At 66.4% G+C, this 21,636-nt stretch carries 18 protein-coding genes and 1 pseudogene; 10 read left to right on the plus strand and 9 right to left on the minus strand.

The window, feature by feature from the left end:
- Positions 1 to 9 precede the first annotated feature (9 nt).
- Both J5M86_RS00270 and J5M86_RS00275 read left to right on the plus strand, forming a co-directional pair.
- Positions 10 to 285, plus strand: coding sequence for a hypothetical protein (locus J5M86_RS00270; RefSeq protein WP_188061407.1), 276 nt, complete (start codon positions 10 to 12; stop codon positions 283 to 285).
- 191 nt (positions 286 to 476) lie between these two features.
- The gene (locus tag J5M86_RS00275) at positions 477 to 896 is read left to right on the plus strand and encodes a phospholipase A2 (protein ID WP_188061408.1); all 420 of its coding nucleotides are present in this window, start codon (positions 477 to 479) and stop codon (positions 894 to 896) included.
- A gap of 23 nt (positions 897 to 919) precedes the next feature.
- On the opposite strand, the gene J5M86_RS00280 is transcribed toward J5M86_RS00275, so the two are convergent.
- On the minus strand, positions 920 to 1,816 hold the full coding sequence (locus tag J5M86_RS00280) for a MerR family transcriptional regulator (protein ID WP_188061409.1): 897 nt from the start codon (positions 1,814 to 1,816) through the stop codon (positions 920 to 922).
- A gap of 112 nt (positions 1,817 to 1,928) precedes the next feature.
- On the opposite strand from J5M86_RS00280, the gene J5M86_RS00285 reads away from it, so the two are divergent.
- Entirely contained in the window at positions 1,929 to 2,930 is a 1,002-nt protein-coding gene (locus J5M86_RS00285; protein WP_188061410.1) for an SDR family NAD(P)-dependent oxidoreductase, read from the plus strand.
- Between the two features lie 214 nt (positions 2,931 to 3,144).
- Here the strand turns inward: J5M86_RS00285 and J5M86_RS00290 are convergent, their stop codons facing one another.
- Entirely contained in the window at positions 3,145 to 4,020 is an 876-nt protein-coding gene (locus tag J5M86_RS00290) for a hypothetical protein (RefSeq protein WP_188061411.1), read from the minus strand.
- Here J5M86_RS00290 and J5M86_RS00295 point away from each other — a divergent pair.
- The 5 genes from J5M86_RS00295 (at position 4,019) to recD (ending at position 14,133) form a co-directional block, all read left to right on the plus strand.
- Positions 4,019 to 4,375, plus strand: coding sequence for a hypothetical protein (locus J5M86_RS00295; RefSeq protein WP_188061412.1), 357 nt, complete (start codon positions 4,019 to 4,021; stop codon positions 4,373 to 4,375). The genes J5M86_RS00290 and J5M86_RS00295 overlap by 2 nt on opposite strands.
- 207 nt (positions 4,376 to 4,582) lie before the next feature.
- Positions 4,583 to 5,482, plus strand: a complete 900-nt coding sequence (gene ppk2, locus J5M86_RS00300) for a polyphosphate kinase 2 (RefSeq protein ID WP_208965127.1) — start codon at positions 4,583 to 4,585, stop codon at positions 5,480 to 5,482.
- A gap of 157 nt (positions 5,483 to 5,639) precedes the next feature.
- A complete protein-coding gene (recC, locus tag J5M86_RS00305) occupies positions 5,640 to 9,020 on the plus strand; it encodes an exodeoxyribonuclease V subunit gamma (protein WP_188061414.1) in 3,381 nt (1,126 codons plus the stop codon).
- The gene (locus tag J5M86_RS00310; RefSeq protein ID WP_188061415.1) at positions 9,017 to 12,334 is read left to right on the plus strand and encodes a UvrD-helicase domain-containing protein; all 3,318 of its coding nucleotides are present in this window, start codon (positions 9,017 to 9,019) and stop codon (positions 12,332 to 12,334) included. The genes recC and J5M86_RS00310 overlap by 4 nt, the downstream gene beginning before the upstream one ends.
- On the plus strand, positions 12,331 to 14,133 hold the full coding sequence (recD, locus tag J5M86_RS00315; protein ID WP_188061416.1) for an exodeoxyribonuclease V subunit alpha: 1,803 nt from the start codon (positions 12,331 to 12,333) through the stop codon (positions 14,131 to 14,133). Before J5M86_RS00310 ends, recD begins: the two co-directional genes overlap by 4 nt.
- 144 nt (positions 14,134 to 14,277) lie before the next feature.
- Here the strand turns inward: recD and J5M86_RS00320 are convergent, their stop codons facing one another.
- The 5 genes and pseudogenes from J5M86_RS00320 to istA all read right to left on the minus strand — a co-directional run bounded on the left by J5M86_RS00320 (position 14,278) and on the right by istA (position 18,725).
- Positions 14,278 to 15,309 (minus strand): hypothetical protein, encoded by a 1,032-nt coding sequence (locus tag J5M86_RS00320; RefSeq protein ID WP_188061417.1) that lies wholly within the window; start codon positions 15,307 to 15,309, stop codon positions 14,278 to 14,280.
- A 148-nt stretch (positions 15,310 to 15,457) separates the two neighbouring features.
- Complete coding sequence (locus J5M86_RS00325; RefSeq protein WP_188061418.1) at positions 15,458 to 16,444, minus strand: SRPBCC domain-containing protein; 987 nt, start codon at positions 16,442 to 16,444, stop codon at positions 15,458 to 15,460.
- A pseudogene (locus tag J5M86_RS00330) lies at positions 16,441 to 16,587 on the minus strand (helix-turn-helix domain-containing protein); the annotation flags it as partial. The gene J5M86_RS00325 and the pseudogene J5M86_RS00330, both read right to left, overlap by 4 nt.
- Before the next feature lie 57 nt (positions 16,588 to 16,644).
- A complete protein-coding gene (gene istB, locus J5M86_RS00335) occupies positions 16,645 to 17,460 on the minus strand; it encodes an IS21-like element helper ATPase IstB (protein ID WP_188061794.1) in 816 nt (271 codons plus the stop codon).
- Positions 17,460 to 18,725, minus strand: a complete 1,266-nt coding sequence (gene istA / locus J5M86_RS00340) for an IS21 family transposase (protein ID WP_188061795.1) — start codon at positions 18,723 to 18,725, stop codon at positions 17,460 to 17,462. The genes istB and istA overlap by 1 nt, the downstream gene beginning before the upstream one ends.
- Before the next feature lie 412 nt (positions 18,726 to 19,137).
- Between istA and J5M86_RS00345 the strand changes: the two genes are divergently transcribed.
- On the plus strand, positions 19,138 to 19,317 hold the full coding sequence (locus tag J5M86_RS00345) for a hypothetical protein (RefSeq protein ID WP_188061791.1): 180 nt from the start codon (positions 19,138 to 19,140) through the stop codon (positions 19,315 to 19,317).
- Here J5M86_RS00345 and J5M86_RS00350 read toward each other — a convergent pair.
- Complete coding sequence (locus J5M86_RS00350) at positions 19,305 to 19,742, minus strand: hypothetical protein (RefSeq protein WP_188061790.1); 438 nt, start codon at positions 19,740 to 19,742, stop codon at positions 19,305 to 19,307. The genes J5M86_RS00345 and J5M86_RS00350 overlap by 13 nt on opposite strands.
- A 212-nt stretch (positions 19,743 to 19,954) precedes the next feature.
- Complete coding sequence (locus J5M86_RS00355) at positions 19,955 to 20,524, minus strand: dihydrofolate reductase family protein (RefSeq protein WP_188061789.1); 570 nt, start codon at positions 20,522 to 20,524, stop codon at positions 19,955 to 19,957.
- Between the two features lie 245 nt (positions 20,525 to 20,769).
- On the opposite strand from J5M86_RS00355, the gene J5M86_RS00360 reads away from it, so the two are divergent.
- Positions 20,770 to 21,606, plus strand: coding sequence for an HAD family hydrolase (locus tag J5M86_RS00360; RefSeq protein ID WP_244328398.1), 837 nt, complete (start codon positions 20,770 to 20,772; stop codon positions 21,604 to 21,606).
- The last annotated feature ends 30 nt before the right edge of the window (positions 21,607 to 21,636 follow it).

Below are 21,636 nucleotides of genomic sequence, written 5' to 3' on the forward strand. Positions count from 1 at the left end.
TCGATTCCGATGATCTGGGTGGCCGCAGCGGCGCGATCGGACGTAGAGCTGGTCGAGTTGGCTGTCGACGAACTGGCGCTGGAAGAACTGGACGAGCTGATCGTGCTCGAAGTGGTGCTGGTCGAGGTGCTGCTCGTCGGAGCGGAGGTCGTCACGGACGTCGATGATGAAGCCGTGCTCGAACTGGTCGTGTGTTGGCGCCCGGTGCCGCACTGGAGTCACCGGAACTGCATCCCGCCAAGACAACTGCGCTCGCTACGACGACGACCGACAACCGAGCCTTGATGTTTCCCCCGATGTGATTACGGCGCTAGGGCTTTCGCCAATGCCCGTGGTGTCCTGCGACGCAGCGTAGGACGAATACCCCTCCGCCGCCCGCGGATTGGTTGAAGATTCCAACATCGCGCTCACGCCCGCGAGGCCGGTGCAGTTGCTTGTGTGGTGAGGGACACATCGCCACTCAGGGAGGATCACCCATGAACTTCACCCAGCGTCTGCTCACCGGCTGTGGAAGCCTCGCGCTCGCCTCCGGCATGGCTGTTTCCGTCACGCCCGAAGCATCGGCGGCGTCCACGACCGTCTCGACGACATCGACCGCCGCGTATGCAGCGGGCGAATTCCAGTGCGGACCCAACAACTGGATCGGACGCCTGGTGCCCGAGAACCCGCCGGGCGGCGCAAACTTCCATTACGCGTGCGTGCGACATGACGCCTGCTACAGCGCCGGCAGCACCACCTCGCGCGCCACGTGCGACTCGGCATTCCGTAACCGCATGTACAACGCGTGCACCGCAGCCGGAAAGGGCGCAACCTGCAAGCGGATCGCGGACGTCTACTACTGGGCGGTGCGCGGAGCCGGCCGCTTCTACTACAAGGGCAGCGGCCTCAACAACTGACTCACCGCGTACCCGTGAAGGGCTCAGCGAGCGACGAGTTCAGTTGACTCCGAAGCGAATTCGAGAGTGGCCTCAGCCGCATCGATGAGATCAGGTGGCAGCAGGCGGGCGTTCAAGTCGGCCGCGAGCGCCGGCCCGCTACCACCACCACCGATCGCGATCGTCACCGAACTGCTGAGGCGGCGGATGATGCCGCGCCGCGATTCGAAGGCCGAACGGCGGGACGCCGACAGCACCACCAGGTCGGGGCGCACTGTGTCGGCCACGCGAACCAGCGAATGCAGGGGCGTGTCAGCGCCGAGGAACCGGACGTCCCACCCGCGGCGCGACATCAGAATCGCCATGCACAGCAGGCCGATGTCGTGGCGCTCGCCGGGCGGGCAGGCCAGCAGCGCGATCGGACTGCCTGGTTCGGTCTGATCAACGGTCTGCACGGCGAGAGTGCGACGAACAGCGTGCGAGGCGAAGTGTTCGTGGGCGACGCTCACGTCACCGTTGGCCCACATGCCGCCCAACTCCTGCATGAACGGCACGATCACGCCACGGATCACCTGCTCGAGACCGAACTGGGTGATGGCCTCATCGAGCACCATCCGCGCACCGCGGTTGTCCAGCTGCAACATCGCGTAGCCAAGGCGGGAGGTGTATTCCTGCGTCGCCGACGGCGTGATCACGGGCCCATCGGTGTGCCGTGCCAGCACGGTGGCCGCTGCTTGCGCCAGTGGCATTCCGCTGTCACGCAACGTGATCACCTGACGGGCGACCTGCTCGTCAGTAGGTCCGTACAACCGGTAGCCCGACTCCGACCGCTCAGGAGAGAACATCCCGTAGCGCGTTTCCCAAGCTCGCAGAACATGTGCCGACACTCCGACTCGTCGCGCGAGTTCTCCGACCCGCATCCGTTCCGCACCGTGTTCCATAGTTGAACACGATACAGAACCTTAGACAGACCTTTGACGGGCGGACGGTGGTGGGATGTTCTAGGGCAACGTCCGTCAGTCGGACGGTGCCAGGGTTGGGGAAGAGCTATTGATGAACAACACGACGCGCGCAGCGCGCCTGGTCGACTCGATGTTGGACCGCAGCGTGGCCCTCGGCTACGGCAAGATCGGCTCCGCGGTGCGCCGCCAACTTCCCACCTGGCCGTGTGACCCTCAGCCCGGGGCCCTTGCTGGACAGCAGATCATCGTGACGGGCGCATCGTCCGGCCTCGGTGAGCAGGTCGCCCACGATGTCGTCCGCCTCGGTGGCCACGCCCATCTGGTCGTGCGCGATACCGCCCGTGGTGAAGCAACTGCTGCTCGCATCCGTCAGGCCATGCCCGACGCGCAGTGCACCGTGTGGCGTTGCGATCTCAGCGACCTCGACAGCGTCGACGACTTCGTGCTCGCCTTCAGCCGTACCCACATCGTGGTCGATGCGATCGTGCACAACGCCGGCGCGATGCCGCAGACCTACACGACCTCCGCCCAGGGCTACGAACTCACCCTGGCCCTGCACGTGCTCGGACCGGTGCGCATGACCGAAGGTCTGTTGCCCGACCGTCCCACGACCGACCACATCACCCGGGTCGTTTTCGTCACATCCGGCGGCATGTACGCCCAGCGCCTACGCGATGACGACTTCGCTTATCGCACAGGCGAATACAAGCCGACTGTCGCCTACGCTCGCAGCAAGCGCGCTCAGGTCGAACTCATCCCAGCCCTCCAGGGACGCTGGGCAACCCACGGCGCGCGGGTCTACGCCATGCACCCTGGTTGGGCCCGGACGCCCGGCGTCGAGACCTCCATGCCCGGCTTCACCAAGCTCACCGCGCCGATCCTGCGTTCACCCGCGGACGGCGCCGACACCATCACGTGGCTGCTCGCCACCCACCCCGCGCCGGCCGGAGGGGGACTCTGGCACGACCGGCGCGACCGCCCGACCAACCTGTTGGCGAGCACCGTGACGACCACACAGCAGCGCTGCCGGTTGAAGTCGTGGGTGCTGGAACATGCCTTGGAGACCAAGCGTCCGGCGCTGCTCTCGACTTGAACCTCCGCGCCATCTGGTCGTTGAACCTGGCGCACCCCGCTCGTCGAGCTGTGGGCGACACGCTCGGTCGTTCAGCTGGGCGTGACAGTGTTCCGGTCGTTGAGCGCTGGGCTCACACCGCTCGTTGAGCCGGGGAACTGACGAAGGAAGTTCCCCGCGTCGAAACGCGGTGCCTTGACCGCACATCCGACCGCGAACCTTCAAGAACCTCTCGTCAGCGCCCGAGCCAGCCGTCTTCGACGTCGTGCGGTCGATAGTTGGTGACCTTCCACTTACTGTCGACCATGGTCACGGTCAGGACGCCTTGCCAGACGTTGTCGGTGTTGTGCTCGCCGACGTCTGTGACGCAGGTCCAGGGAGAAGCGCCGAGCGGGACGCACGTCGAGTACGTGATGTTTCTCAAGGTTTCGGTCCCGAACTGAGTCCATTGCCAAGCCTCCGCGCTGCCGTAGGTCAACGCCCGGGCGCGGTCGTTCGCGCCGACCGCACGAAGGAAGGCGTTCGCGGTCTGCACCCGATCCAGGCTGGGTGCCTTGAGCGTGAACGGCGTTGAGGAGGCGAACCACGCCCGCTTGACCTGAACCGTTTTCGCAGGCGCGAATTCGCGGGCGACGCGGACGCTCCACTGCGGCTTGCTCTGGTCGACGACCTTGCCCCCGAGGCCGTCCTCCAGCACGGCGCGCCCGTCGGTGCACTCGTACCGACCGACGCCGTTGTCGGAGCGCTGGCGTGGGTGCGCGTGCGTCACCACTTCACATCGGACGCCGTCGGCGAGTTCGAACGCGAGAGCCAGCGCATCCCGCGATGCGCTCGTGACCTGCACCGGGTTCGCGACCGGAAAGCGTGCAACCTTCTTGCTGAAAGCCGTGTGCAGACAAACCGCTGTGCCGTCGTTCATCGCCCAGCAAGCGCGGCGGGCGTAGGCGTTGGCGCCGCAGGTGAAGACGTCGGCTGTGAGTGAGTAGTAGGAACGCTCGCCACCCGTCGTGCACGTGTCGGCGGTCTCGTTGGTCGCGCTCCAACCGGCTGCCAGGGATCCGTCGGCGCTGCGCGGATTGAGCCGGACGATCTCGGTGGCAGGGGCAGTCATGGTGGTCGCCGAGGTTGAGGTGGTCGACGTCGTGCTGGTGGAGGAACTGCTGCTCGGCGTAGTCGTGGCGCTTGCGGTACTACCGGAGGAGGACGAGGCCGTCGGCGCTGCGGATGCAGTGGTGGTGCCGCTGCCGGACGACTTCGCGCCGTCGTCCCCGCTGCTGCAACCCGCAACCGAAAGGCTGAGCGTCAAAAGCATCGCCGACCAGAACTTCTTCAAGATCTACCCCTTGTCACGATCCGAAAGCGCCGCCCCTGTGCGACTAGTCGGAATCCTAGGCTCGACCACCGACAAGGCGCTCTGGGTCACCACGTCGACCCCGACTAGAGACCAAATCTGCGGCGCCTACTGACAAACGCGCTGGTTACAACTGCCGCGCTTGCGAACAGAGGCCGCACTTGTTGCTGGAACTGCCGCGTTTGGGCGGCCCGGTCGGGATGGCTGCATGCGGATTCCCGGTCACCCGTCACGCCCCGATCGCACCCAACCCGCGACGCAGGCGCCCTCGGAGTGGCACGATCGAGGTATGGCGAAGAAGACCGCGAACGGCACCGTACGGATGGACAAAGAGCTCTACGAGAAGGAGCTCGAACGTCTCCAGACCCAACTGGTGGCGATGCAGGAATGGGTGAAGGAGACCGGAGCTCGCGTCGTCATCGTCTGTGAAGGGCGCGACGCAGCTGGTAAGGGTTCGGCGATCAAGCGCATCACCCAGTACCTCAACCCCCGCGTCGCTCGGGTGGCTGCCCTGCCCGCGCCGTCCGATCGGCAGAAGACCCAGTGGTACTTCCAGCGCTACGTCGAGCACCTTCCGGCCGCTGGCGAGATCGTGATCTTCGACCGCTCCTGGTACAACCGCGCCGGCGTCGAGCACGTGATGGGTTTCTGCACCGACGAGCAGTACGAGCGCTTCCTGATCCAGGCGCCGATCTTCGAGCAGATGCTCATCGACGACGGCATCATCCTGCGTAAGTACTGGTTCTCGGTGTCGGACGTCGAGCAGGAGGCGCGCTTCAAGTCGCGCCACAAAGACCCGATGCGCCAGTGGAAGCTCTCGCCGATGGACCTCGAATCCATCACCCGTTGGGAGGCCTACTCGCAGGCCAAGGACCGCATGTTCTCCGCCACCGACCGTCGCCAATCCCCTTGGAACGTCGTCGAATCCGAGGACAAGCGCGCCTCCCGCATCAATGTGATCGCCGACATCCTGGAGAGCGTGCCGTGGGAGCGGGTCGAGCCGCACGTGCCGCAGGTGCCGGAGCGTCCGGCCCCGGTCGGTTACACACGTCCGCCGCGCACGTCGCAGACCTATGTGGCTGATCACGCCGCCGAGGTGAGCAAGGGCGCTGGTTCGGGGAGCGCGTCCGGCAAGTCCGCGTCGAAGGCAGCCAAGGGCACAACGACGAAGCGCACGGCCACCAAGAGCGCCGCGAAGAAGAGCGCGACCAAGAAGTCCTGACCGGACGCCGACGTCCCTCAGCACAAACGCGGCGGTTCTGCGCGGACGCGGTAGTTGCAACTGCCGCACCTGCGAAGAGCCGCCGCGTTTGTCGGCGGGAGGGCCGCGTCTGTGGCTTCCGCCGATCTTGTCGGCGCCGCCGTCTAAGGTGCGGAACGTGGTCATCCAACTCCACCGCGCCGACGGTCCGCGACAGCTCGCGGACGAGTTCGCGAGCCTGCTCGCGGGCTCACCGGCCGATGTCTTCACCCCTGAGGTGGTCGTTGTGCCCGCGCGCGGGGTGGAGCGGTGGTTGGCGCAGCGCCTTTCACACAGTCTGGGTGCTGAGCACACGGACGACGGAGTGGCTGCTGGCCTCAAGATCCTCACGCCCGGATCGCTGATCAGTATGCTGCTTGGACGCGACCGCGACGATCCGTGGCAACCCGACCGCTTGGTCTGGCCCACCCTCGCAGCCATCGACGAGCTCTGCGGCTCACCGGGTTTCGAAGCGATCACCCATCACCTCGGGGCCGGGCCTCCCATCACCGGCGACGCCAACGCCGAGTGGCGTCGCAAGGCTCGGCAGTCGCGCCGCTATGCAGTGGCCCGGCGGCTGGCTGCCCTCTTCGCCTCCTATGCGCGTGACCGGCCGCAGATCCTGGACGACTGGGAGGCCGGACGCTCCACGGACGGCTGCGGTGGTGCCTTGCCGACCGACCTCGCCTGGCAGCCGCCGCTCTGGCGTCGTGTCGTCGAGCTCACCCGTGCCCGGTACGACGTCGACGAATCAGTCACGCAGCGTCAACGGAGGGTGGTGCAACAGGTCGAGTCGGGTGAACTGAAACTTGACCTACCCGGGCGCCTCTCCTTCTTCGGCTACACCCGGCTCGCGGCGTCCGAGCTTGCGCTCATCCGGGCCCTTGGGCAGCAGCGCACGGTGCACATCTGGTTGCCGCATCCCTCCCCGGCGTTGTGGTCGGCGCTCGCGAGTTCACCCAGCCCAACGCACGACCGCGCGGACGACGACTCCGCCGCCGTTGCTCACCACCCGTTGCTGGCCACGTTGGGCCGCGACGGCCGCGAACTGCAGGCGAGCCTGGCGGTGCTCGACGCCACCGATGCCAGCACATCGAGCGAAACCGGTTCAGCCACAACACGACTCGCCCTTCTGCAGCACGACATCCGGCACAACGTCCCTCCCGATCAGTCGCGGGTGATCGCTGCTGACGACCGGTCGATCCAGGTGCACGCGTGTTACGGACGCGCACGCCAGGTGGAGGTGTTGCGGGAGGTGCTCACGGGGCTGTTGGCCGACCACAAGGGTGCGCTGCAACCCCGCGACATCCTGGTGATGTGCCCCGACATCGAGTCGTTCGCGCCGCTGCTGCGGGCCACCTTCGGGCTCGGCGACACCGGTGACGACGCGTCGGTGCACCCCGGTCAGACTCTTCGGGTGCAGCTGGCCGACCGCGCGCTCGCCGCCACCAACCCGCTGGTCGATCTCGCGCATCGCCTCGTCCAGACCGTCGCCGGGCGTATGACCGCCACCGAACTGCTCGATCTCGCGGGCCACGAATCGGTGCGCCGCAGGTTCGGTTTCGACGAGGACGCGTTGGCGCGCATCTCTCGCTGGGTTGCCGACGCGGGCGTGCGCTGGGGCTACGACGGCGCGCACCGCGGCGAGTACGGCCTGGGCGGTCTCGATGCCAACACCTGGGCCGCTGGGCTCGACCGCGTTGCTCTCGGCGTTGCTGTGGCCGACGACTCCGAGGGCTTCGCCGGTGCGCTGGTGCCGATCGACGACATCGGCAGCCGCGACATCGAGCTCGTGGGCCGCGTGCTGGAGTTCATGGATGCGATCAAGGCCGCCGCCGACGGTGTTCGGGCTGGCACACCGCGGGGTGCCCTGCCGGCCCCCGAATGGATGGCCTGGCTCAGCGACGCGATCGACGCACTCGCAGCGGTCAAAACCGACGAGCAGTGGCAGGTGGGCCAGTTGCACCGCGAGCTCAACGCGATTGCTGATGCCGCAGGTGATTCAGTCACGTTGCGGCTCAGCGATATTCGGGCCCTCCTTGAGCAACGGTGGGCCGCCCGTCCGGGGCGCGCCAACTTCCGCACCGGCGGCATCACGATCTGCTCGATGGTGCCGATGCGTTCGGTGCCGCACCAGGCGATCGTGGTGCTCGGCCTCGACGACGGCGTCTACCCGCGCTCGCTGATCACCGACGGCGACGACGCATTGGCGAGGCGCCCACAGATCGGTGAGCGCGACGTCCGCAGCGAAGATCGACAATTGCTGCTCGACGCAGTGATGGCCGCGGGCCAACACTTCGTCGCGATCTACTCCGGTGCCGACGAACGCAACGGCTCCGTGCGTCCGCCGGCGGTGCCGCTTCAGGAACTCATCGCGGTCGCGGCGCGCACTGCGACCGCAGAAGGCATCGCCGAGGGCGAGGCGCACGACGATCGCTCGTTCGTCCGTCGCCACCCGTTGCAGGCCTTCGACGAGCGCAACTTCCGCGCCGACAGTCCGCTCCCGGGTGGAAGCTTCGACCGCTCGTCCCTGGAGGGAGCGGCAGCCCTCCGCCAGTTGCGGGAGACCCAGAAGGCACCCCGCCAGGTGGTGGGCGAACCGCTGACCGAAGCGCCCCATGAGCCGGTCACCGTCGAGCAGATCGTCATGTTCCTACAAAACCCAGCGCGTGAATTCCTGCGCAATCGACTCGACGTCATGTTGCCGAGGGAGGACGACGAGGTCGACGACGGCGTGCCGATCTCCTTGGACGGTCTGGAGCAATGGGCGGTGGGCGATCGTGTGCTCACCCAAGCCTTACGCGGCCAGCCGATCGAGCAACTGCTCGACCGTGAGGAGGTGCGCGGCAGCCTGCCACCCGGTGCATTGGCCAATGATCTTCGGGCTGACCTGACTCGCGAGATCGGCGCGATCGCCGATGCTTCGGCGACGCTCGACAAGCTCCATCGCAGCGTCGACGTGCACCTCGACCTGTCAACTGAAAAGGACGGCGGCACCACGCGGTTCACCGGAGTGGTGAGCGGCATCATCGGCGACGACCTCTGGATGCGCACCTACTCGCGCGTCGGCCCCAAGCAGATCGTCGCGGCCTGGGTCAGGCTGCTCGCGTTGACGCTCACCGAACCCGGTAGCCCACACGTGGCGCAGCTGCGGGGTAAGCGCACCAGCTTCCGGCTGCGGTCGCCCGAGCCGCAACTGGCCGAGCAGATCCTCGCCGATCTGGTGCGCACCCGCCGATCAGGATTGCGCTTCCCGATGGGCGTCCCGCCCAAAACTACGAGCTTGTTCGTCGAAAAACTCCGCCAAGCAGCCTTCCCTGAGACAGCGGTCCAATCCGCGTTCGCACTCTCGCGCACGGAATGGGAGGGCGACCGTTTCGACGGTGAGAACGCCGACCCCGCGTGGACCTTCGTGCTCGGCCGGAAGTCAGCGATTGAAGAACTCAACCGCAACAACGGTCTGTCGTACTTCGGCCCACGCATCTGGAATCCCATCCACCAACACCTGGACGAGTCATGACGCAGGTTCGCCTGGAGTCGTTCTCGATCACCGGGCCGCTGCCGTCGGGCACGTCCCTTATCGAGGCCAGCGCCGGCACCGGCAAGACGTGGACGGTGGCCGCGCTGGTGGTGCGTTATGTCGCCGAGGGCGTCGCCACCCTCGACCAACTGCTGATCGTCACCTTCAGTCGGGCCGCCAGCCAGGAGCTGCGCGAACGCGTGCGCACCCGGCTCGAGGAGACGGTGCTCGCGCTGGAAAGTGGCGCTGGTGACGAAGACCCGCTGGTCGTGCACCTGCGCGACTGTTCAGAGCCAGAGCTGCAGACCCGGCTCACCCGGTTGCGGCACGCGCTGACCGACTTCGACACCGCCACGATCGCCACGATCCACCAGTTCTGCCATTACGTCCTGAAGGGTCTCGGCGTCGCGGGTGACTCCGACCCGAACGCCCAGCTCGCCGAAGATCTCGACCAGCTGCGCGAGGACGTCGTCGACGACCTCTACCTCGCGGGCACGCTCGCCGACGACCCGGACGCGCCCGACTACAAGACGGCCGTCGAGGACGCCAAGATCGCGCTCGACAATCCGGACGCCGAGGTGATCCCCCGCGGTGCCACCGGCAAGGTGGGCCGCCGGGTCGACTACGTGAAGGCGGTGCGGGAGGAGTTCGCGCGCCGCAAGCTGCGGGCGTCCGTGATGTCCTACGACGACTTGCTCGAACAACTCGCCGCCGCACTCGAGGCCGATGACAGCCCGGCCCGTCGGCGCATGCGTGACCGCTGGTCGATCGTGTTGGTGGACGAGTTCCAGGACACCGATCCCGTGCAATGGCAGGTGTTTTCGCGGGCGTTCAGCGGCGACGGCAAGACGCTCATCCTCATCGGCGATCCGAAGCAGGCGATCTACGGCTTCCGCGGCGGCGACATCAACACCTATCTCAGCGCGGCCGACACCGCGACGCAGCGCACCTCTCTACCCACCAACTACCGAAGTGACGCGCCGCTCGTCGATGCGCTGCAGGTGCTGATGGCGGGGGTCGAACTCTCCGACGGCATCGTCGCCCATCCGATCAGTGCGCATCAGCAGGGCCACCGACTCCAAGGCGCACCCGACAACAGCCCCGTCCGGTTGCGCACCTATCCAGAGAACGACGAGGGTCGTCAGCCCTACATCGGGCAGGCGCGCAACGCGATCTATCCCGACGTCGCCGAGCAGATCGCTCAGCTGCTGATGTCTGAAGCGACCTTCGACGGCGAGCAGGTGCGTCCGCATCACCTCGCGGTGCTGTGTCATCAGACCAAGGATCTCCTCGGCGTCCGGGAGGAGCTGCGCTCCAGGGGCATTCCGTCGGTGTTGGTGTCGAGCGAGTCGGTGCTGCGCACGCAGGCGGCGCACTGGTGGCTGCATCTGCTTCGCGCGCTCGAGCAACCGCACGTGCCCGGGCGGGTACGCCTTGCGGCGCTCACCCCGTTCATCGGATGGTCGGCCGCGCAGCTCGACACCCGGGGCGACGACGGCACCGAAGAAGTGGCGCGTGAGGTGCGTTCGCTGCTCGGCATCTTCCACCGCGGCGGCATCGCAGGGGTGCTCGACGTCGTCCGTGGCCGGGGCCTGGCGCAGCGTTTGCTCGGCGAGGTCGGCGGCGAACGCGATCTCACTGACCTCGAGCATGTCGCGTCGCTCTTGCAGGAGCAGGTGTTGGGCGGTCTGACGGGTGTCGCATCGCTGGTGGCATGGCTGGTGAAGCAGAGCGCCGAAGACAAGAAGGCTCCCGCCGACACCCGCATCATGCGACTCGATTCCGACGCGCTCGCGGTGACCTTGTCCACGATCCACGGCAGCAAGGGTCTGCAGTACCCGATCGTTTTCGCGCCCTTCCTCTTCGAGAACTGGGTTCGTGACAGCAAGTCGGTGCTGCTGCGGCGCGACGGGCAACGAACACTTTCGTTCAACCCGCGCGATCTGCAGGACCAGGACGCGCGCGCGCAGGTGCTCGGCGAACACATGCGCCTCTGTTACGTCGCGATGACACGCGCGCAGTCGCAACTGGTGCTGTGGTGGGCACCCACGCCGGGCAGTCGTTCCGCCGGGCTGCACCGTCTGCTGTTCGGCCAAGCCGCCACCGGAGACGATCTCGCCGCGCTCCTCGCCAAGCGCGCCGCAAGCGGCCCTTCGTCCGAAGTGCTGAAGCTCACCCAGCCCAAACAACGCCTGGGCCAACCCGCGATCGACAGCACGCTTCGGGCATGGTGCGACGCCGGCGCCTTCAGCCTGAAGAAGATCGCCCACAGCACCGGGAAAACTGTGGTGCCTGCACTCGCGTCGTCCGCGCCACTGGGCATGCGCACCTTCGATGGTTCGATCGTCGACCGGGCATGGCGGCGCACCTCCTACTCGGCCCTCACCGCGGCCGACACCGTCGCACCAACGACCTCCGAGCCGGAGGCGGACGCCGTGGGCCGCGACGACGAAGAAGCGATCAGCCTGAGCGCGACGCCGGCCGACCCGCTGCGCGAAGTGCCTTCTCCCATGGCGGAATTCCCGGTCGGCGCCACCTTCGGTTCGCTCGCGCACGCGGTGCTGGAGCACGCCGACCTGCAGGCGCGCGACCTGCGGGCGGAGCTGCTTCGGGTCGTCGACGACCAGCGGATCTGGTGGCCGGTCGAACTCGACAGTGACGCACTCGCCGTCGCCCTGGTGAGCGTCTGCACCACCCCGATCGGCCCGTCAGCGGGGGAGGCGCGCCTGATCGATCTGTCGCCTGGCGACCGGTTCGCCGAGATGGACTTCGAGATCCCCTTGGCCGGTGGTGATCAACCGCGCGCCAACGCGACGTTGAGGTCGATGGCGGCTGCGCTGCGCACCCACCTGCCCGATGGCGACCCGTTGCGGCCGTACGCCGACGTCCTTGAAGGTGAAGAACTCGGTGACCAGGCGTTGCTGGGCTATCTCACCGGTTCGATCGACCTCACCTTCCGCCGCGACAACCGCTTCTTCGTGGTCGACTACAAGACCAACTGGCTCGGCGAACCGGGCGAGCCGCTGACCCTGGCCGACTACACGCCCGAACGTCTGGCCGACGCGATGAACCACTCGTCCTATCCGCTGCAGGCGATCCTGTATTCCGTTGTGCTGCACAGATATCTACGCTGGCGGCTGCCCGCCTACGACCCCGAGCAGCACTTGGGTGGAGTGATGTACCTCTACCTGCGCGGCATGGCCGGCCCCGACACCCCGCGCGTCGACGGCCAGCCGTGCGGAGTCTTCACCTGGCGTCCGCCGGTCGCGCTGCTGGACGAGCTGTCGAACATTCTCGCGGGGGAGTTGTCATGAGCACCGTGTTCCACCGTTGGCAGGACGCCGCAGTGCTCACCGCCGGCGACTGCTTCATCGCCACCCGCATCGCTCGCCGGGTCGGCGAACCCGAGACATCGGACGCCACCCTCGCCCTGGCCTTCGCGATCCGAGCCGTGCGCGAGGGCTCGACCGCGCTCGACCTGGCCGACCCCGCCCGCTGGTGGGACGCCCGCGACGAGGATGACTCAGCCGGCGTGGTTTCGACACGTGACGCTTCGCGTCACGGCTTAACCAGCGATGAGGTGGCCCCGCCTTCGCGAGGGACGAGCGAAGTGTCGAAACCCGGCGACCCAAACGACCACGGCCTGCCGGAGATCGATGCCTGGTGGAGCGCCATCAACTCCAGCGTGCTCGTCGCACAACAGGTGATGCGCGTCGAACACGGCCTTCTCTATCTCGACCGCTACTGGGCCGACGAGCGGCTCATCGCGACATCGATCCTCGACCGCGCGGCTGCATCCATCCCGCCGGTCGACGCGAGCCTCGTCGACCAGGTCATCGCCGATAGCGAGCAACCGCTCAACGACGAACAAGCCGAGGCAGTGAGGTCGGTGGCGAACCGAGCGATCACCATCCTCACCGGCGGACCTGGGATGGGAAAGACCTTCACCATCCAAACCGTCGTGCGGGCGTTGTCGCAGACGCCGGGGTTCCGGGTGGCACTCGCCGCACCCACCGGCAAGGCGGCCGCGCGGATGAACGAAGCGCTCGGCAGCGTGCTCACGCCCACCAGCGAAATCAGACCGGCGACCACGTTGCATCGCCTGCTCGGAAGCAGACCGGACAACAGCGTGCGCTTCCGACACAACGCGTCAGACCCCCTACCGCATGACCTCGTGATCGTTGACGAGGCCTCGATGGTGTCACTGGGCATGATGGCGCGACTGCTCGAATCGTTAGCTCCCACAACAAGACTGCTGCTCGTCGGCGACCCCGACCAGCTTGCGCCAGTGGAGGCCGGTTGGGTGCTGGCCGACCTCGTCCGAGGGTTGGAGAGCAGCGGAAACGTCGTCCGCCTGGTGCACGACTACCGCATGGGCGACGACCGCGCCCTGCTTGCGTCTGCGTTCCGCAAGGGCACGCCGGACGGCGTGTTGGAGGCTATCGACCAAGCCGCAGCCGGCGAGACGGTGCGCCTGATCGAAACGGAAGAGCCGTCGCTCGACCTCGTGCCACAGGTCGTCGAGCACGCCCTCCGCCTCCGTGATCTCGCCCTGGCCGGCGACCAGGACGCCGCCCTCGACCAACTCGACCGGCTGCGACTTCTCTGCGCCCACCGCACCGGACCCTTCGGCACCACCCAATGGAACTGGCTGGTCGAGCGCGAACTCGCCCACCACGCTCCCGAGATCGCAACGCAGTCGATGTACGTCGGTCGCCCGATCTTGGTGACCCGTAACGACCACGGCCTCGGCCTGTCCAACGGTGACGCCGGCGTGATCATCCGCACGGACGACGGTCCGGTCGCCGCCATCGCGACCGGCTCAGGGCCGCAACGGTTTTCGCCGTGGCGTCTCGCGGAGGTCGAGACCATGCACGCGATGACGGTGCACAAGGCGCAGGGCAGCCAGGCCGACGACGTCATCGTGATCGTGCCGCCGCTCGACTCCAAGCTGCTCAGCCGTGAACTGCTCTACACCGCCGTCACCCGTCCCCAGCAGCGCCTCACGATGATCGGCACGCGTGAATCCATTGCGGCAGCGGTCGATTCACCGATCAAGCGCTCATCGGGCCTGGAGCACCGCCTCGCGCAAAGCAGCGGGGAGCGGCAGTAGCCACTCCCCGCTGGTTTGCCGGTGTGCGGAACGAGCGCCCACACGCGCTGGCCCGACCGGTGGCAGGAACGAGCACCGCGCCGAAACCCGGTGATCCTGCACGACAATCGAATTCGCGCGTCCGATCCTCAGCGCTGGCCCGGATTACCGGTGCGTGTCGATGGTCCTCGCATCGGTGACGATGCCGCTCCGCCAGGCGCCGGCGAGCGTCCAGTACGAACCGGTCACGGTGTCGTACTTACGCAAAGTGACCGGCCGTCCGCCTGAGTTCGTCTTCGCGTTCACCCACAGGTAGCGGTCGTAGCCACCTGCGGTCATGCCCTCGACGACCTTGCCCGATGGCTTCTCCCGGAAGAGCGTCGAGCCGGTCGCCGTGACCTTGTTCAGTGCGCCGTCGCCGGCACCCGCGGGCAGGCTCGCGATGGCGGGCGTGGTCGGCACGTAGTTGAAGAAGTTCTTGGGCGAAAGGGGCTTCACCACGCCGCCGGCGTACGGCACGGAGTAAGCACGGCTGGCGCCGTTCTCGTAGCAACTGAGAATGAGCGTCGAGGCGTTCAGCTGGCTTTCCGGTCGGCAGTTTGCGCCGGCCTGCGGGATGCGATTCAACGCAGCACCCGTGGCGGTCGAATGCACGGTGAGTCCGCTGGCGGTTTGGACGACGTACTTCGTGCCCTCCGGGTTGACCCAGGCGTTTGCGGCGTATCCACTCGGGAACGCATAGCGAGCCTGAGCAACGCCGCTCGCGTTGCGCTTGTACATCAGCCCCCGGTAGTTGTTCCAGGTGATGAGTCCGCCGTCGGCGGTGTACGCGGCCTCCCAGTCGCCGGGGAGTTTGAGCGTCTTCAGAGACTTGGTGCCCGTGGTCCACAGCGCGAAGATGGTCTGCGTCCCGTCGTAGCGCGCGGTGATCACGTGCTGACCGTCGAGCGAGACGTCACTGATGACTGCTCCGGTCGAGACCCTGCCGATGGTGATGGTGCCGCCGTGCGGCCAGACCATGCGCAGCGTGCCCTTATTGTCGAGCGGACCAGTTTCGTGCTGGATGATCGCGGACCAGCCGAGGCCACGTACGGCCGGCACCGCTTGGGCCTCGCCGGCGCCGACGAAGAGTGATCCGCCGAGAGCGACTGCTGAGGCGGTGAGTGAGCTGAGAGCAACTGCGAACGTACGTTTCATGACGTTTCCCCTCATCCCGGCAAGGATGTTGCCGGTTCCCTTGATTGACCGCCAGTTCCCCCTGAACTGACGTGGCCAGCAAAGCAGTCGCACATGCGCCGACACAATGGCCGAATGTATCGATTGGAAACCGAACTAGTTGTTTGTTCTACCGGAACGCGCGGCTGATCTCGTTGCCGATCTGCGACACGCGCATGCCGAGCATGAACCGGCTGAGCGGCTTGGTGGCGCGACCCAACATCGTGGTTCGACGACGCGGCGTCGCCAGGCTGATCGTGAGTCGTGTGCCGCCGTCCTCGGGCTTGAGTTCAATGCGGAGATCGCGCGGATTCGCTTGTGGCGCATCGCGATACGTGAAGCGCCACGCAATGAGTCGTTCATCGTGACGCTCCGTCAGTTCGACGATCTGGTGAAACCACTTCGCCTCACCCTTGACCGGCTCGCTGCCCTGGCCCTTGTTGTGCGACTCCGCGGCCCAGGATGCTCCGGGCATGGGTGTGTCGACCTTGCCGTCGTACTCAACCGCGCTGACCGTCGGCTCCCATTCGGGCATCCGGCGGGGGTCGATCAACAGTTGCCACACCTGGTGCACCGGTGCTGGGACGAAGGTCTCGCCACGCCGTGACGGTCCTGCTTCCGAAGCCTTCGGTGCAGGCTCGTGTGCTGAGGAGGGGCGGACATCCGCCAGTTCGGAACGCAGTTCTTCGGGCGTCCTGCCAAGTCGGCGCAGAAGCTCTTCGATGAGTCCGCTCGGTTCGGCGAGCAACTCGCTCAACACAGCCGCCGAGTCTCCACGCTTCTCGCCTTCCACCGAGCGGGTGAAGAGATTCTTGGCGCGCTCCGACCAGTCGTAGCCACCGGTTTCGTGGAAGACGATCGGCCCGGGATCCGGCATGGGGGTGGTGATGCCCAGGGCCGCGAGTTGCGCAGAATGCTGTTGCTCGACCGCCTCCCGCGCGTGGCCGAGGGTGATGCCGTTGCGGCGCAACACCTTTCCAGCCGCACCTTCGTCCAGGGTCAGCGCGAGCAGCAGGTGGTCGATGTCGGCTTCGCGCTGTCCGTAGCGTGAGGCTTCCTCCATCGCTGCCAGCGAAAGGGTCTGCGATGTGGCGGCGACCTCGCTGAACTTGCTCACGTTTTCCTCCTGGGCACGGGGATGGTGGGGTCGATCTTCTTGGCGTACTTCTTGTGCACGGCCTGCCGCGAGACCCCGAGGGCGTCGGCGATGTCCTGCCAGCTCATGCCGGCTCGCAACGCGGCCTCGACCTGCGCGAGTTCTGTCAACGGCGGCTGAAAACTGACCCCCTCACGGCAATCGAAAACTGACCCCCTCGGTTACTGGTTCTCTTCGGTGACGGCCGCGGGGACGCGGCCGAGTTCTCGGTTCTTCAGCCGGTAGGAGTCGCCCTTCAGGGCGATGACCTCGGCGTGGTGGACGAGCCGGTCGATCATCGCGGCGGCGACGGTGTCGTCGCCGAAGACCTCGCCCCAGCGGGCGAAGTTCTTGTTCGACGTGACGATCAGGCTGGCCCGTTCGTAGCGGGATGAGACGAGTTGGAAGAACAGGTTGGCGGCTTCGGGTTCGAAGGGGATGTAGCCGACCTCGTCGATGACCAGCACGGGGTAGCGGACCAGTCGACGCAGTTCGTCTTGCAGCTTGCCGGCGTGGTGGGCCTCGGCGAGTCGGTCGACCCACTGGGACGCGGTCGCGAACAGGACCCGGTGGCCGGCTTGGCAGGCCCGGATCGCGAGTCCGGTGGCCAGGTGGGTCTTCCCGGTTCCTGGCGGTCCGAGGAGGACGACGTTCTCCTTGGCGGCGACGAAGTCCAGGGTGCCCAGGTGCGCGATGGTCTCGCGTTTCAGGCCGCGGGCGTGGTCGTAGTCGAAGTCCTCCAAGCTCTTCCTGGAGGGGAACCGGGCGGCCCGGATTCGTCCCTCGCCGCCGTGGGACTCTCGTGCTGACACTTCGCGTTGCAGGCAGGCAGCGAGGAACTCCTCATGCGTCCAGGCTTCCTCGCGGGCGCGTTCGGCGAGCCGTTCGACCGACTCGCGCAGGGTCGGTGCCTTCAACGCCCGGGTCAGGTACTCCAGCTCGCTGGTGACATCGCGTCCTGTCCTCGGGGCTGTCTTCGTGGTGGTGCGCGCAGCCATCACGACACCTCCTCATCCACAAGCTCGTCAACGAGTCCGAGGATCTGGTCGTAGACACCGAGCGATCGGACCTCGACCTCCTCGCCGGTGACCGCCTCCGCGACCGGCCGCAACAAGTCGCCGCGGCCTTGCCGCAGCAACTTGGCGGCCACGGTGTGCTCGAAGTCGGTGATGGTCTGGTGCTGGGCCCATACCCGCGCATGGTCGGCCACGGTCGCGCCCTCACACGTCACCCACACCCGTTCCAGGTCGGCGTGGATCTCGATCCGGCGTCCCACCACGGCCGGATGGACCGAATAGTCGTTCGAGTCGAGCCGGACGTAGTGGTCGCGTGGAAGCCGCATCGTCTTGCGCCAGCCGACCTCGGGCGGCACCGGTGGCAGCGACATCATCGCGGCGCGGTCCGCGGCGACCCGGTCACCGGGGCTGCAGCCCAGCACCCGCATCCGACGGGCGTTGGCCCGTGCGAAGAACTCAGCCAACTGAGTGTTGAAGTCCTCTGGCGAGGTGAACGTGCGACCGGGGAGGAACGACTTTTCCAGGTAGTCGTGGAGCCGCTCGAGCATTCCCTTGGCTTCAGGGTCGGCAGGCTTGCAGATGTAGACCTTGGTGCCGAGCACGCCCCGGAACGCCTGACAATCGCCGGTGAGTTCGGGTTGGCGTGCACGCCACCGACCAACCGCTCCTTCGCCGTCCCACACCAGTGTCTTCGGCACCCCTTGCAACTGGGTCGACACCAGCTGCCACCAGCCGGCGTAGAGATCCGCAGCCTCCCGGGACGGGATCAACAAGCCGCCCGACCACCGCGAATAGCCAGTCACCGTGGTCATCACCGGCAACCGCTTCGCCGTCCTGGTCTGCCCGAACCCGACCGGGAGCTCGATGTCGGGAAACCAGAAGTCGAACTGCGCCAACTCGCCCGGCTCATACGTCGTGCGCGACGCCGGGTCCGGCGGCAAGTACACCGGCCGCAGATCGCTGACCCGGGTCCGCAGGATCCGGATCGAGTGCTCCCACCCGATACGCTCGGCTACCACCGTGGCGGGCATCGTCGGCGTGACCCGTAACAGTTCACGGATCTGCGGCTCGACCGCATCGACCAACGACCCACGCACCGCCCGCTCGTAACGCGGCGGGCCCTCATCACGCAGCGCCTTGCGCACAGTGTTCTTCGAGATCCCCATCGATCTGGCGATCACCTTGATCGGCACTCCATCCGCGCGGTGCAACCGCCGGATCTCAGCCCAGTCCTCCACTGCCAACACTCCGCATCTCCTGCCTCGACGTCGAGGACAGGCTCTCGGAGAGGGTCAACTTTCAGTTGCCGTTTGGGGGTCAGTTTTCACGTGCCGTTGACAAGTTCGAGGCGCTCAGTGAGCGACCTCAGCGATGCGATCGCTCGCAGGCCCGCTCGCGGATCGCTGGTGTCGACTGCTGTGCCGACGAGTTGTTCGGAGTGCACGTCGTCAACTTAAGTTGCTTACATGTGGTTGTCAACCATTGTTGCTGGGAGCAGGTCATCTGGCTGGTTGACCTGCTCGCGCCACCAAGATCACGTCCGGCACCTCCGGTTGCATCAGAAGTGATCCGGACGTCCACCGGGAGGCTGGATCTTGCGATTGGAGGACCTGCTGCGTCGTGCGACCAGCAAGTAGGTCAGCGAATGAGGATCGTCGCTTGGCACACGCAGACGCGTGGAACTTGGAGCGCGGCCACACCTCACCGTCGGCGGCGATCACCTGGCCCGGCCTCAGCGTCGACACCAGCGACCTGAGCACCGTCGCGCTCGTGGTCTGTGCATCACGCTTCGGCACCCAGTCGCACGACGCGAGCCGCGTTTGTCGTTACCGGCAGTAGTTGCACGTGCCAGTCATCGGCAGCTCGGTGAAGCAGTTCGGACACAACGGCCGGACGGTTTCGACCCGTCGCATCTTCTGGGCTCGTGCACGTGCCTGTTGCACCTTGGGCGTGATCGTCGGCGTGCCACCCCCGGCGGGGACGTCGGACGCGAACCGTTGGTAGCACAGCAGCCGGTGCTTTGCCGCGTACAACTCGAGATCGTCGTCCACCTCGTCGTCGACCGACTTCGGCGCGTGCGTATAGCCCGGACCGATCGTGCCGTCCTGCCTGACACAGAGTGAGGTCAGCGGCGGTTCACCCGCCTCCTTCACCTCCCGCGCGACGGCTTCGAGCAGCTTGCCCACCCAATTGGTCAGCAGCATGCGTGTCTGGACGCCGGAGACCTCCTGCACATGCGACGCAAGTTCCTTGTAGGTGATCACTGCGTTGTACTTGCTTGCGGTGGAACGCAGTTCAGTATGCGCGAGCGGAACCCACGTGGCGAGAGCGTCGGAGAATGGGACCGGATTATTGTCGGGGACACTGAAAGTGCCGGGTCGTGAGGAAGTCACTGCTGCCCTTCTATTGGTATCCCCACACTAGGCGGTCTCGGTTCATGCCGCTTGGCCGCACTGATGTCTGACTCATTCGCTCCTCAGCCGGCGCGTACGAACTCGCTGATCGACGCTCCGGACTGGAAGTCACGATTTCGAGCGAGGGTGAATACCCCCGGGCTATGGCTCGCTCCGGCGAACAGGCCGATACCGTCGCCGAGCACGACCGGATTCCGTTTGAGCACGAGGCGATTGATCTCGGGCAACAGCTGACCGGCAAGTAGTCCTCCGCCGCAGAGCCAGATGTCGGAGCCGTCCTGCTTCTTGAGGTCGCGTGCGAGGGAGACGGGGTCGTCGGAGGTGAAGGTGACGCCGTCCACCGGATCGTGGGGCCGGCTGGTGAGAACGAACTGTTCGAGGTGGGAGTAAGGGCTCGGCATGGCAGGTAGGCCGACCGCGTACGTGTTCGCCCCCATGAGCACGGTGCCGAACCGGCGACCAGTCTGCTCAGCGCCGAGATGCTGAGCCGCTGCGGTGGGCAGAGCGTCCGCGTACTCATCGAGGATCACACACATGTGATCGCCCTCGGCCAGGAAGGCGTCGAAGCTGCCGTCGGGTGCCGCGATGAATCCGTCGAGGCTGACAGCGACGTAGTAGACGAGTTCGCGCACGGTGCTCCTTGGTTCTCCGGCGAACCTTCACGGTGCCCGGACGTGCAGTTGGTTTTCAACCGATTAACAAGCGGTCCGCTCACAACTTGCGGTCCAGCCCGCAACTTGCTCCCCAACGCACGTCTGGCGCTGCAGGCGGCACGAGAGGCGACCCGGGCACCCAGAAGCTGGACGGAGCAAGACGTGACCGACGCAACCGCCCCTGTTCTCAAAGGCCAAAGAGCACACAAGGCAGACTCGACCAGGTGAATCAACCAGCTTCTTGGACCACGATCACCCCCGGCGAGGCGGACGTCCGGCTCGTCGTCAGCGACATGGACGGCACGCTGCTGACCGACGACGGCGCGTTGCCGAAGGGATTCTGGACGATGCTCGCTGACATGCGCAGCCGCGGGATCACGTTCGTCCCGGCGAGCGGGCGACAATACGCAACGCTGGCAAGGCTTTTCGCCGATAGCGCGGACGACCTGGCTTACGTCGCCGAGAACGGCAACGTGGTCGTGGTCGACGGCGAACCGGTGGCAACGTATTCGCTCGACAACGACGTGGTGCAGCAGGGCATCGCCGCGGCGCGCGCGGCCGCAGACACCCGCGAACTCGGCCTCGTCGTCTGCGGAGTCAACAGCGCGTACGTCGAGCGCGCCGACGCGCCCTTCCTCGCCGAAGTGGAGAAGTACTACGCCAGGTTGGCCGTCGTTGACGACCTCACGCAGGTGGACGACAGGGTGTTGAAGCTTGCGGTGTTCGACTTCGAGGGCTCGCAGGAATGCTTCGAGCAGGTGTTCTCCGCGTTCGCCGATCAGCAGGTGGTCATCTCCGGCCAGCACTGGCTCGACATCATGCGTCCGGACGTCGACAAGGGCCGGGCGGTCCGTGCGCTGCAGGAGCGACTCGGCGTTTCCCCTGCTCAGACCGCAATTTTCGGTGACTACCTCAACGACCTGCAGATGATGGACGCCGGCGACTGGTCGTTCGCCATGGACAACGCCCACCCGCAGATCAAGGCAGCCGCGCGATTCGTCGCGCCGAGCAATCAGGATTCGGGCGTGGTGCAGGTGATGCAGCGGTTCTTGGACGGGTAGCCGCTCCATCCCGGCCGAGCACGACACAAT

Source organism: Yimella sp. cx-51 (assembly GCF_017654605.1).
Lineage (GTDB): Bacteria > Actinomycetota > Actinomycetes > Actinomycetales > Dermatophilaceae > Yimella.

Bases quoted from the DNA above. Each gene is read 5' to 3' on its own strand.
- J5M86_RS00270 (WP_188061407.1), top strand. From the start codon at position 10: ATGATCTGGGTGGCCGCAGCGGCGCGATCGGACGTAGAGCTGGTCGAG.
- J5M86_RS00275 (WP_188061408.1), top strand. From the start codon at position 477: ATGAACTTCACCCAGCGTCTGCTCACCGGCTGTGGAAGCCTCGCGCTC.
- J5M86_RS00280 (WP_188061409.1), bottom strand. From the start codon at position 1,816: ATGGAACACGGTGCGGAACGGATGCGGGTCGGAGAACTCGCGCGACGA.
- J5M86_RS00285 (WP_188061410.1), top strand. From the start codon at position 1,929: ATGAACAACACGACGCGCGCAGCGCGCCTGGTCGACTCGATGTTGGAC.
- J5M86_RS00295 (WP_188061412.1), top strand. From the start codon at position 4,019: ATGGTGGTCGCCGAGGTTGAGGTGGTCGACGTCGTGCTGGTGGAGGAA.
- J5M86_RS00290 (WP_188061411.1), bottom strand. From the start codon at position 4,020: ATGACTGCCCCTGCCACCGAGATCGTCCGGCTCAATCCGCGCAGCGCC.
- ppk2 (WP_208965127.1), top strand. From the start codon at position 4,583: ATGGACAAAGAGCTCTACGAGAAGGAGCTCGAACGTCTCCAGACCCAA.
- J5M86_RS00310 (WP_188061415.1), top strand. From the start codon at position 9,017: ATGACGCAGGTTCGCCTGGAGTCGTTCTCGATCACCGGGCCGCTGCCG.
- recD (WP_188061416.1), top strand. From the start codon at position 12,331: ATGAGCACCGTGTTCCACCGTTGGCAGGACGCCGCAGTGCTCACCGCC.
- J5M86_RS00320 (WP_188061417.1), bottom strand. From the start codon at position 15,309: ATGAAACGTACGTTCGCAGTTGCTCTCAGCTCACTCACCGCCTCAGCA.
- istB (WP_188061794.1), bottom strand. From the start codon at position 17,460: ATGGCTGCGCGCACCACCACGAAGACAGCCCCGAGGACAGGACGCGAT.